Here is an 11086-nt window from a genome sequence, read left to right on the forward strand (position 1 = left end):
ACTTGTGCCGCGTGGACAACGAGGCCACAGCGAGTCCAGCAACCGTGCACGCGGCGTAAGTCACGCCGTCCGGCCATGACCCCGGAGCGGCACCCGGCAACCACCCCAACCACCCCGGCCCGCCGCAGCCGCAACCCGCGCAACCCGCGCAACCCGCCCGCCGGGCGGACCCGGCGAGCCGCTCAGCCCGTCGCCGCCGTCGCCCCCAGCGCGCGGGCCAGCAGGGGTGCCACCTGTTCCACCTGCCACCGCCGCGCGCCATGCGCGGCCAGCGCCGACGACACCGCCTCCACGCTCCGCTCCGCCGGCGGCTCCCAGCACACCCGCCGCACCGTGTCCGGCGTGATCAGGTTCTCCTGCGGCATGTTCAGCCGCTCCGCGAGCGCCGTCACCGACGCGCGGGCGGCCGAGAGGCGGGCCGCCGCCTCCGGGTCCTTGTCCGCCCACGAACGCGGCGGCGGCGGACCGTTCAGCGGCTGCCCCGGCTGCGGCAGCTCCGTGTCGGGCAGCGCCTTCGCCCGGTCGATCGCCGTCTGCCACTGTTCGAGCGCTCGCCGACCCATCCGGTGCCCGAACCCGGGCAGCGCCGTCAGGGCGTGCACGTTCAGCGGCAGCGCCAGCGCCGCCTCGATGATCGCGCCGTCGCTGAGGACCTTGCCGGGGGAGACGTCGCGCCGCTGCGCGGCCTGGTCGCGGGTGTTCCACAGCTCCCGTACGACGGCCATCTGCCGGCGCCGCCGGACCTTGTGCATGCCGGACGTACGGCGCCACGGGTCCTTGCGCGGAGGCGGCGGCGGGGCCGAGGCGATCGCGTCGAACTCCTGCCAGGCCCAGTCCAGCTTGTTCTGCCGGTCCAGCTCCTTCTCCAGCGCGTTCCGCAGGTCGACCAGCAGCTCCACGTCCAGCGCGGCGTACCGCAGCCAGGGCTCGGGGAGCGGACGGGTCGACCAGTCGACGGCGGAGTGGCCCTTCTCCAGGGCGAACCCGAGGACGTTCTCGACCATCGCGCCGAGGCCGACGCGCGGGAAGCCCGCGAGGCGGCCGGCGAGCTCCGTGTCGAACAGCCGCGTGGGGCGCATGCCTATTTCCCGCAGGCACGGGAGGTCCTGGGTCGCGGCGTGCAGGATCCACTCCGTGTCGGCGAGGACGGCGCCGAGGGCGGAGAGGTCGGGGCAGCCGACGGGATCGATGAGCGCGGTGCCCGCGCCTTCACGGCGCAGCTGTACGAGGTACGCACTCTGCCCGTAGCGGTAGCCGGACGCCCGTTCGGCGTCGACGGCCACCGGGCCGGTGCCCGCGGCGAAGGCAGCGATCACCTCGGCGAGCGCTTCTTCGGTGGCGACCACCGGCGGAATGCCTTCGCGAGGCTCCAACAAAGGGATCGGCGCCGTTTCGACGTCGTCCGGGGGAGCGCCCCCGGTGGTTCGCAGTGGTGGGTCTTCTGCGGTCTCTTGGGCGTCGGTCACGTGTCAAGGGTATCTGTGAACGGACGCCGCCCGCCGACGGAACGTTCCGTCGGCGGGCGATGCGGCCGGTGGGGAGGGTGAAACCGGTCAGTGAATGATCCCGGTACGCAGGGCCACGGCGACCATTCCGGCCCGGTCGCCCGTGCCGAGCTTGCGCGCGATCCGGGCGAGGTGGCTCTTGACGGTCAGGGCGGAGAGGCCCATGGAGACGCCGATCGCCTTGTTCGACTGGCCTTCGGCGACCAGCCTGAGCACCTCGACCTCACGGCCGGAGAGCTCGCGGTAGCCTCCCGGGTGGCTCGGGGAACCCGGGGGGCGGCGGTGCATGCGGGGTCCCGCGCCGATGGGTGCGGCGCCGGGGCGGCCGGGGTGGCCGATGTTCGTACGGGTACCGGTCACGACGTAGCCCTTGACTCCGCCCGCGAGGGCGTTGCGCACCGCGCCGATGTCGTCGGCGGCGGAGAGGGCGAGGCCGTTGGGCCAGCCCGCTGCCCGGGTTTCGGACAGCAGGGTCAGCCCGGAACCGTCGGGCAGGTGGACGTCGGCAACGCAGATGTCGCGTGGGTTGCCGACGCGGGGACGCGCCTCCGCGATGGACGAAGCCTCGATGACGTCACGTACTCCGAGGGCCCACAGGTGGCGGGTCACGGTGGAGCGGACGCGAGGGTCGGCCACGACGACCATGGCCGTCGGCTTGTTCGGGCGGTAGGCGACCAGGCTTGCGGGCTGCTCGAGGAGAACGGACACCAGGCCTCCTGGGAAGGTGCGGGACGGGCCGGCTCGGGGATGAAGCCGGAGGGGAACCGTGCTTGAAGGGTCATTGACCTCTTCGGCAGCAACCGTCCCCGCCTTTAGAGAATGATCACGAATTGATGAGTAACAATTCGGGCAATTCGGATACGCGATCGATCATCCTACGAGTGGGCCCCTCCCCGGAACCCCGCCCCGTGCGCCTGGACGCCCTCTAGCGGGCCTGGGGGCCCCGGCGCTGGGGGAGTGAGACCACACCGGCCCCCGGCTCCGTAGGGCCCGTCGGGGCCGCCGGTGGCAGGCCCGCGAGCTGGCACAGCAGATCGCACCAGGCCGCCAAGTGCGTTGCCGTGTCCGGGACTCCGCCCATGCCCTCGCGCGGCGTCCAGGACGCCCGGATCTCGATCTGGGTCGCGGGGCGGCGCTCCGAGAGGCCGCCGAAGTAGTGCGACCCCGCGCGCGTGACGGTGCCGCTCGGTTCTCCGTAGGAGAGCCCGCGCGCCTCCAGTGCCCCCGTCAGCCACGACCAGCAGACCTCCGGGAGCAGCGGATCCACCGCCATCTCCGGCTCCAGCTCCGCCCGTACGAGCGTCACCAGCCGGAACGTGCCCTGCCAGGCGTCGTGTCCGGCCGGGTCGTGGAGCAGGACCAGCCGGCCGTCGGCCAGGTCGTCGTCGCCCTCGACGACCGCCGCCTCCAGCGCGTACGCGTGCGGCGCGAGCCGCTGGGGAGGCTTGGTCGGGTCGATCTCCATCTCGGGGCGCAGTCGCGCCGTCCGCAGTGCCTCGACGGCCAGCCGGAACGCGGACGGGACGGAGTCCCCCTCCGTACCCCCCGCACTGCCGACGCCGTTGGAATGATCAGAAAATTGTCCCTGAGCCGCAGCCATGCGGGGAAGAGTAGGCGGAACGAACGTCCCGTGCGGTGAAGGACACCCGGCCCGGGGCAGCCGCTTCTGTGTACATGCGAAGATTCTGGGCGTGAGCGCCAACGACCGCCCCTCGGGCCAGCCGACGAAGACCGCGCCGACAGCGGCGACACTCGCCACCCACGACTCCGCCTTCATGAAGGCGTGCAGGCGGGAGCCCGTACCGCACACACCCGTGTGGTTCATGAGGCAGGCGGGGCGTTCGCTGCCGGAGTACCGCAAGCTGCGCGAGGGCACCGCGATGCTGGAGTCGTGCATGCGGCCGGACCTGGTCACCGAGATCACGCTCCAGCCGGTACGCCGGCACGGGGTCGACGCCGCGATCTACTTCAGCGACATCGTCGTCCCGCTCAAGGCCATCGGCGTCGACCTCGACATCAAGCCGGGCGTCGGCCCCGTCGTCGCGCACCCCATCCGCACCCGCGCCGACCTCGCGCAGCTGCGGGACCTGACGCCGGACGACGTGCACTACGTCACCGAGGCGATGGGCATGCTCACCGCCGAGCTGGGGTCCACCCCGCTCATCGGCTTCGCCGGCGCCCCCTTCACCCTCGCGAGTTACCTCGTGGAGGGCGGGCCGTCCCGTAACCACGAGAACACCAAGGCCATGATGTACGGCGACCCGGAGCTGTGGGCCGAACTGCTCGACCGGCTCGCGGAGATCACCGGGGCGTTCCTCAAGGTGCAGATCGAGGCGGGCGCCAGCGCCGTACAGCTCTTCGACTCCTGGGTGGGAGCGCTCGCCCCCGCCGACTACCGGCGCTCCGCGATGCCCGCCTCCGCCAAGGTCTTCGACATGATCGCCGGATACGGCGTGCCGCGTATCCACTTCGGTGTCGGTACGGGCGAACTGCTCGGCCTCATGGGCGAGGCCGGCGCCGACGTGGTCGGTGTCGACTGGCGCGTACCGCTGGACGAGGCGGCCCGCCGCGTCGGCCCCGGCAAGGCGCTCCAGGGCAACCTCGACCCGGCGGTCCTCTTCGCCCCCACCCGGGCCGTGGAGACGAAGACCGACGAAGTCCTCGCCGCCGCCGAGGGGTTGGAGGGGCACATCTTCAATCTCGGGCACGGCGTGCTGCCGAACATGGACCCGGACTCACTGACGCGTCTGGTGGAGTACCTCCACACCCGGACCGCCCGCTAGGCGACTACCAGCCCGCCCTGCGCACCGCCGCCGTCGCCTTGCGGGCCGCCACCAGGACCGGGTCCCAGACCGGGGAGAACGGCGGCGCGTAGCCCAGGTCCAGCGCCGTCATCTGCTCGACCGTCATCCGGGCCGTGAGGGCGACCGCCGCGATGTCCACCCGCTTCGCGGCGCCCTCGCCGCCCACGATCTGCACGCCGAGCAGCCGGCCCGTACGGCGCTCGGCGAGCATCTTCACCGTCATGAGCCGCGCGCCGGGCAGATACCCGGCGGTGCCGGTGGACTCGATCGTCGCCGAGACGTATCTGAGGCCCGCCGCGCGGGCGTCCTTCTCGCGCAGTCCCGTACGGGCGATCTCCCGGTCGCACACCTTGCTGACGGCGGTGCCGACGACGCCCGGGAAGGTGCCGTAGTCGCCGCCCACGTTGGCGCCGATGACCTGGCCGTGCTTGTTGGCGTGCGTGCCGAGCGCGATGTGGCGGGTGGTGCCCGTGATCAGGTCGAGCACCTCCACGCAGTCGCCGCCCGCCCAGATGTCGTCGTGGCCGCGTACCCGCATCGACAGGTCGGTCAGCAGGCCGCCGTGCGGGCCGAGCGGCAGACCGGCGGCCTCGGCGAGCGCCGTCTCCGGGCGGACGCCGATGCCGAGGACGACGACGTCCGCCGGATACTCGGCGTCGTCCGTGACGACCGCCCTGACCCGGCCGTCGTCACCGGTCAGGATCCTCGACACGGCCGCGCCGCCGACCGTCGTGATGCCGAGGCCGTCCATCGCCTCGTGGACCAGCCGGCCCATGTCCGGGTCCAGCGTCGCCATCGGCTGCTCGTCGCGGTGCAGGACGGTGACCTCGTACCCGCGCTTGAGCAGCGCCTCCGCCATCTCGACGCCGATGTAGCCCGCGCCGACGACGACCGCGCGCCCGCCGCCGCCCGTGCGGGTCAGGCTCTCGATCAGCGCCTGGCCGTCGCCGAGGGTCTGCACGCCGTGCACACCGGGGGCGTCGATGCCCGGCAGCGGCGGCCGGATCGGGCGGGCACCCGTCGCGATCACCAGCTTGTCGAAGTCCGTCCACGACTCCGTCCCGGCGTCCAGATCCCTGGCCAGGACCCGTCGGCCCGCGGTGTCGATCTCCACGGCCTCGGTACGCATCCGCAGGTCGATCGCGCGCTCCCGGTGCTCCTCCGGCGTACGGGCGACGAGATCGTCCAAGTGCTCGACGTCGCCGCCGACCCAGTACGGAATGCCGCATGCCGAGTACGAGGCGAAGTCGCCGCGCTCGAAGGCGACGATCTCCAGCTCCTCGGGCCCCTTGAACCTGCGGGCCTGCGACGCGGCGGACATTCCCGCCGCGTCGCCGCCGATGACCACCAAGCGCTCCGCCGCCATTGCGCGTCCCTTCGGATGTGTGCCGGACACCGGGTGTCCGGCACACAGACGCTACGCGCAGGAGCGCCCTCAGTCCTGCTTGCCCTCGTCCTTGCCCTCGTCGGGCGACGGCGACGGAGCCGGGGCCGCGGCCGGCTCGACGGCCGGCGTACGACGTGCCCGCAGGGCCGACAGCCGGACGCCGAACACCCGCCACAGCGTGAACAGCACCGCCAGCGCCACCACGAACGGCAGGATCGCGGCCAGCACCACGACGATCCACCGCAGCACCGACACGAACGCGTCCCAGCCGCCGCCGAGCGCGTCCAGGAAGCCCGGACCGTCGTCCTCGTCGGCCTTCTCCTCCTTCGCCCTCTCGCTCAGGTCGAGCGTGACGGTCGCCATCGTCGTCCGGTCGGCCAGCGACGCCTGCTTGGCCAGCAGCGATTCCAACTCCGCCTGACGTGTGTTCAGCTGGGACTCCAGGGCCACCACGTCCGTGATGTCCTGCGCCTGGTCCATCAGCTTCCGTACCCGGTTCACGCTCGCGCGCTGCGTCGCGATACGGCTGTTCACGTCGACGACCTGCTCGGTGACGTCCTTCGCGTTCGCCGTGCGGGACAACAGCTTCCCGGTGCCCGCCAGTTCGGTGAGGACGGAGTCGTACTCGGCCTCGGGGACACGCAGGACGACGTGCGAGGTGATGTACGAGTCGTCGACACGCTCCGTCGTCTCGTCCTCGATCACACCGCCCGCGTCCACCGCGACCGAACGGGCCTCGGCGAGCGCCTTGGTGACGCTCTTCACCTCCACCGAGAGCGTGGCGGTCCGGATCACATGCGTCTTCGCCGCGTCCGTGTCCGCCTTCTTGCCGCCCTCCGCCGGCTGCTCACCCCGGCCCTCGTCGGCCGCCGCCCCCGCCCCCTCCTGCCCCGTCGCGGGCTTGGCCGCGCTGTCGGCCTTCATGTCCTGGCTGTCCGAAGCGCCCCCGGTGCACCCGGCCAGGGCGAGTGAAACGGTGAGAAGTGCTGCCGCGAATGCGGGAAGTGCACGCATGTCGGTCCCCCCAAGGATGCCGTGCGCCGAATGTCGCCCGTTCGACGGACCGTCAGCCGCGCGGGTTGCGCTTTTCCGGTCGCGAAGCGGTCACGGTCGGGACTCGGTACGGGCCGACGCGCGCCGGAAGTGGTCTGAGAGGGTGGAGACCATGGTGAGCAGTCCGAATCCCACGCCTCCTACTGATCCCGCGCCCCATGTCGTCGTCATCGGCGGCGGCATCTCCGGGCTCGCCGCGGCGGACCGGTTGCTGTCCGCCGGTGCCCGCGTCACCCTCCTGGAGGCGACCGACCGGCTCGGCGGCAAACTCCGGACCGGCGAGATCGGGGGCGCCCCCGTCGACCTCGGCGCCGAGTCGATGCTCGCGCGCCGCCCCGAGGCCGTCGACCTCGCCCGCTCCGTGGGGCTCGCTGAGCGCCTTCAGCCGCCCGCCACCACCTCGGCGTCCGTCTGGTCGCGCGGGGAGCTGCACGCCATGCCCAAGGGCCATGTGATGGGTGTGCCGGGCGACGCGTCGGCCCTCGCCGGCCTGCTCTCCGCGGAAGGCGTCGCCAGGATCGGCCGCGAGGGGGACCTCGGCCCGGCTCCGGTCGGCGACGACGTGTCCGTCGGCGAGTACGTCGCGCAGCGACTGGGCCACGAGGTCGTGGACCGGCTCGTGGAGCCGCTGCTCGGCGGCGTCTACGCGGGCGACGCCTACCGCATCTCGATGCGCGCCGCCGTCCCCCAGCTCTACGAGGAGCTCCGCACGCACGACTCGCTCCTCGACGCCGTCCGCGCCCTCCAGGCCAGGGCCGCCGAACACCCGCGCACCGACGCCGTGTTCACCGGCATCGACGGCGGCGTCGGCACGCTGCCGGGCGCCGTCGCCGACGCCGTACGCGCGCGCGGTGGCGACATCCGTACGGAGGAGCCCGTCCTCGCCCTCACCCGCACCGCCGCCGGCTGGGCCGTCAGGACCGAGCGGGAGACCGTCGCCGCCGACGGGGTGATCATGGCCAACCCCGCCTGGTCCGCGTCCGCGCTCCTCGCGCACGAGTCACCCGGCGCGTCCGCCGAACTCGCCCGGATCGAGTACGCCTCCATGGCGCTCGTGACGATGGCGTTCCCCCGCGCCGCCCTCACCGCGCCGCCCGGCCTGCCCGACGGCAGCGGCTTCCTCGTACCGCCCGTCGACGGCCGCACCATCAAGGCCGCCACCTTCTCCACCCGCAAGTGGAACTGGGTCGCCGAGTCCGCGCCGGAGCTGTTCGTCCTGCGTACGTCCATCGGCCGGTACGGCGAGGAGGAGCAGCTCCAGCACGAGGACGCCGAACTCGTCGGGGCGTCCCTGCGCGACCTCGGCGCCGCCACCGGACTCGCCGCCCGCCCCGTCGCCACCGAGGTGACCCGCTGGATCGGCGGCCTGCCCCAGTACCCCGTCGGCCATCCCGCCCGCGTCGCCCGGATCCGTCAGGCCGTCGCGGAACTCCCCGGACTGCGCGTCTGCGGCGCCCCGTACGACGGCGTCGGCATCCCCGCCTGCGTCGCGAGCGCCCGGCGCGCGGCCGACGAGATCATGGCCACGCCGACCCTGGCGCGGGGCACGGATCGGGGCGCGGGAGAATAGCCGTATGACTTCCGCACCAGACAAGACCCCCAACGCGGGCAAGAAGGCCAAGGATCTCAACGACGTCATCCGCTACACGCTGTGGTCCGTCTTCAAGCTGCGCGATCTGCTGCCGGAGGACCGGGCCGGTTACGCCGACGAGGTCCAGGAGCTGTTCGACCAGCTCGCCGCCAAGGACATCACCGTGCGCGGCACGTACGACGTCTCCGGGCTGCGCGCCGACGCCGACCTGATGATCTGGTGGCACGCCGGCACCGCGGACGAGCTCCAGGGGGCGTACAACCTCTTCCGCCGTACGAAGCTGGGCCGGGCGCTGGAGCCCGTCTGGTCGAACATGGCGCTGCACCGCCCCGCCGAGTTCAACAAGTCCCACGTGCCGGCCTTCCTGGCCGACGAGACGCCGCGCGAGTGGGTGAGCGTCTACCCCTTCGTGCGCAGCTACGACTGGTATCTGCTGCCCGACGAGGAGCGGCGTACGATGCTCGCCGACCACGGAAAGATGGCCCGTGGATATCCGGACGTCCGCGCCAACACCGTGTCATCCTTCTCGCTCGGCGACTACGAGTGGATTCTCGCCTTCGAGGCGGACGAGCTGGACCGGATCGTCGACCTGATGCGTCATCTGCGCGGTTCGAAGGCGCGGTTGTACGTTCGGGAAGAGGTGCCGTTCTACACCGGCCGCCGCAAGTCGGTGGCGGACCTGGTGGCCGAACTCGCCTGACCACGCCTGATCCACAGGTGCGGTCCGCGGTCCGCGTAGCGTGATCGCACAACTGCATGACGGCAGGACCGCCCTCGGGCGGGCCGGCCGTCCCACCCGGAAGATCAGACGACCGGCGGCAGCCCGCGGCCGGGCCTCTCGTCCAGCGACACCGGGTTCGGCTCCGCGTGCGGCGCGCTTCCAGCGCGCCGCACCGGTGTCTCCGCCCCCCCCGCAGCCGGCCGCTCCGGGGAAGCGCGGCACGGCCGGGAAGGCGATGCTGGAGGCAGCCCTGTTCCCGGGGTCCGGTCCCGTACGGTCCGGGCCGGACAGAATCGGAGCGTGCCATGACCGCGAGCGGTGACCTGCTCATCGACGCCTTCGACCGGATCCGTGACACCGTCCACCGGGTGGTCGACGGTCTCTCGCCGGACGAGCTGGCCGTACGCGTCGACGAGGGGGCGAACTCGATCGCCTGGCTCGTCTGGCACCTCACCCGCATCCAGGACGACCACATCGCCGACCTGGCCGGGGTGGACGAGGTGTGGATCGCACAGGACTGGACCGGCAGGTTCGAGCTGCCCTTCTCGCGCAGGGCCACCGGGTACGGACACTCGCCCGAGGACGTGGCGGCGGTCGGCGGGGTCGACGGGGAGGCGCTGGTGGGGTACCACGACGCCGTGCACGAGCAGACCGTCACATACCTCAGGACACTCGACGACGAGGACTACGGACGCGTCGTGGACCGGAACTGGGTCCCGGCCGTGACCCTCGGCGTGCGGCTCGTCAGCGTCGTCTCGGACGACCTCCAGCACGTCGGCCAGGCCGCCTTCGTCAGGGGCTGGCTGGCACGGCCCTGACGAACGCGAGGCGCCGTGGCCGACCGGACCGGTCGGCCACGGCGCTCGGGCTTCAGAGCTGGGTGCCCGGGTTCAGCCTCCGGTGCAGCTCGGAGCGGGTGTCGTCGCGTTCCAGCGACACCGCGTTCGGCTCCGCGTGCGGCGCGCACTCGGCGCCGGGCACCGGAGTCTTCCCGGTCAGCAGATACGCCTCGACGTGATCGTTGACGCACGCGTTGGGACCGCCCGCGATGCCGTGCGTGCCCGCGCCGCGCTCGGTCACCAGCGCCGAGCCGGACAGCCGCCTTTGCAGCTCCAGCGCCCCCGGGTACGGCGTCGCCGCGTCCCGCTCGGCCGCCAGGATCAGCGTCGGCGGCAGCTCACCGGCCTCGGTGCGGATGTCGGCCGGCCGCTGGCGCGGCGCCGGCCAGAAGGCGCACGGCAGATTCATCCATGCGTTGTCCCACGTCTCGAACGGGGCGCGCGTGGCCAGTTCGGTGTTGTCGCGGTCCCACACCTTCCAGTCCGTCGGCCACGGCGCGTCGTTGCACTCCACGGCCGTGTAGACGGCGTTGCTGTTCTCGTTGTCGAAGGCCGCGGCGGGCTGCGGCGACGCCTGGTCGACCAGGGGCTTCGTGTTGCCCTTCAGGAACTCGGAGAGCGCCGTCGCGCGCATCGCCCAGTAGTCGTCGTAGTAGCCCGCCCCGAGCATCGCCGCGTGCAGCTGGCCGGGGCCGACCTTGCCGCCCGCCGGGTGGTGCGCGAGCGACGCCCGTACCCGCTCGTAGCTGTGCTGCACCTCCTCGGGCGTGGCGCCGAGCCCGTACGTCGCGTCGTGCTTCGCCACCCAGGCCCGGAAGTCCGCCCAGCGCCGCTCGAAGGCGAGGGACTGGTCGAGGTTGTTGCGGTACCAGATCTGGTCCGGGTCCGGGTTGACGGCCGAGTCGAAGACCATCCGGCGTACGTGGGACGGGAAGAGCGACGCGTACAGCGCGCCGAAGTACGTTCCGTAGGAGGCGCCCATGAAGGTCAGCTTCTTCTCACCGAGGGCGGCCCGCAGCACGTCGAGGTCGCGGGCGTTGTTCAGCGACGTGTAGTGACGCAGGGCCGGTCCCGCGCTGCGGGCGCAGCCCTGGGCGTACGCCTTGGCGCGCGAGACCCGCTCCCGCTTGTACGACTCCGATGGGTACGTCGGCGCGAGGGTGGGGGCCTTCCCGTAGTCGGCGGC

General features: G+C 72.4%; 10 protein-coding genes. 4 read left to right on the forward strand and 6 right to left on the reverse strand.

Annotated elements, in window-relative coordinates; translation table 11 throughout:
* Window positions 1-182 precede the first annotated feature (182 nt).
* The 3 genes from BHU15_RS29825 to BHU15_RS29835 all read right to left on the reverse strand — a co-directional run bounded on the left by BHU15_RS29825 (window position 183) and on the right by BHU15_RS29835 (window position 3105).
* Window positions 183-1466: an HRDC domain-containing protein gene (locus tag BHU15_RS29825; protein ID WP_031229209.1), complete on the reverse strand. Its 1284-nt coding sequence runs from the start codon at window positions 1464-1466 to the stop codon at window positions 183-185.
* Window positions 1467-1553: 87 nt separating this feature from the next.
* Window positions 1554-2213, reverse strand: a complete 660-nt coding sequence (locus tag BHU15_RS29830) for a helix-turn-helix transcriptional regulator (RefSeq protein WP_023537917.1) — start codon at window positions 2211-2213, stop codon at window positions 1554-1556.
* 217 nt (window positions 2214-2430) lie between these two features.
* Window positions 2431-3105 (reverse strand): DUF3000 domain-containing protein, encoded by a 675-nt coding sequence (locus BHU15_RS29835; RefSeq protein ID WP_031229208.1) that lies wholly within the window; start codon window positions 3103-3105, stop codon window positions 2431-2433.
* Window positions 3106-3196: 91 nt separating this feature from the next.
* Here BHU15_RS29835 and hemE point away from each other — a divergent pair, with 91 nt between their 5' ends.
* The gene (hemE, locus tag BHU15_RS29840) at window positions 3197-4288 is read left to right on the forward strand and encodes a uroporphyrinogen decarboxylase (protein ID WP_069630005.1); all 1092 of its coding nucleotides are present in this window, start codon (window positions 3197-3199) and stop codon (window positions 4286-4288) included.
* A gap of 4 nt (window positions 4289-4292) precedes the next feature.
* On the opposite strand, the gene BHU15_RS29845 is transcribed toward hemE, so the two are convergent.
* Window positions 4293-5675: an FAD-dependent oxidoreductase gene (locus BHU15_RS29845; protein ID WP_023537914.1), complete on the reverse strand. Its 1383-nt coding sequence runs from the start codon at window positions 5673-5675 to the stop codon at window positions 4293-4295.
* Window positions 5676-5744: 69 nt separating this feature from the next.
* Entirely contained in the window at window positions 5745-6620 is an 876-nt protein-coding gene (locus tag BHU15_RS29850) for a DUF4349 domain-containing protein (RefSeq protein WP_255293248.1), read from the reverse strand.
* Between the two features lie 241 nt (window positions 6621-6861).
* Here BHU15_RS29850 and hemG point away from each other — a divergent pair, with 241 nt between their 5' ends.
* The 3 genes from hemG (at window position 6862) to BHU15_RS29865 (ending at window position 9879) form a co-directional block, all read left to right on the forward strand.
* Window positions 6862-8319 carry a protoporphyrinogen oxidase gene (gene hemG / locus BHU15_RS29855; RefSeq protein ID WP_069630009.1) on the forward strand — a complete coding sequence of 486 codons (1458 nt, stop codon included), beginning with the start codon at window positions 6862-6864 and terminating at the stop codon, window positions 8317-8319.
* Between the two features lie 4 nt (window positions 8320-8323).
* The gene (hemQ, locus tag BHU15_RS29860; RefSeq protein WP_023537911.1) at window positions 8324-9040 is read left to right on the forward strand and encodes a hydrogen peroxide-dependent heme synthase; all 717 of its coding nucleotides are present in this window, start codon (window positions 8324-8326) and stop codon (window positions 9038-9040) included.
* Window positions 9041-9366: 326 nt separating this feature from the next.
* Entirely contained in the window at window positions 9367-9879 is a 513-nt protein-coding gene (locus BHU15_RS29865) for a mycothiol transferase (RefSeq protein WP_069630007.1), read from the forward strand.
* A 52-nt stretch (window positions 9880-9931) separates the two neighbouring features.
* On the opposite strand, the gene BHU15_RS29870 is transcribed toward BHU15_RS29865, so the two are convergent.
* Window positions 9932-11086 (reverse strand): alpha/beta hydrolase (locus BHU15_RS29870; RefSeq protein ID WP_069630008.1); only part of this gene is annotated, 1155 nt, incomplete at its 5' end.

The sequence above is a fragment of the Streptomyces niveus genome (genome assembly GCF_001723055.1).
Classification (GTDB): Bacteria; Actinomycetota; Actinomycetes; order Streptomycetales; family Streptomycetaceae; genus Streptomyces; species Streptomyces niveus.

What these genes read in the sequence shown, in the direction of transcription:
- BHU15_RS29835 (WP_031229208.1), bottom strand. Translation starts at nt 3,105, where the DNA reads ATGGCTGCGGCTCAGGGACAATTTTCTGATCATTCCAACGGCGTCGGC.
- BHU15_RS29845 (WP_023537914.1), bottom strand. Translation starts at nt 5,675, where the DNA reads ATGGCGGCGGAGCGCTTGGTGGTCATCGGCGGCGACGCGGCGGGAATG.
- BHU15_RS29850 (WP_255293248.1), bottom strand. Translation starts at nt 6,620, where the DNA reads ATGAAGGCCGACAGCGCGGCCAAGCCCGCGACGGGGCAGGAGGGGGCG.
- hemG (WP_069630009.1), top strand. Translation starts at nt 6,862, where the DNA reads ATGGTGAGCAGTCCGAATCCCACGCCTCCTACTGATCCCGCGCCCCAT.
- hemQ (WP_023537911.1), top strand. Translation starts at nt 8,324, where the DNA reads ATGACTTCCGCACCAGACAAGACCCCCAACGCGGGCAAGAAGGCCAAG.
- BHU15_RS29865 (WP_069630007.1), top strand. Translation starts at nt 9,367, where the DNA reads ATGACCGCGAGCGGTGACCTGCTCATCGACGCCTTCGACCGGATCCGT.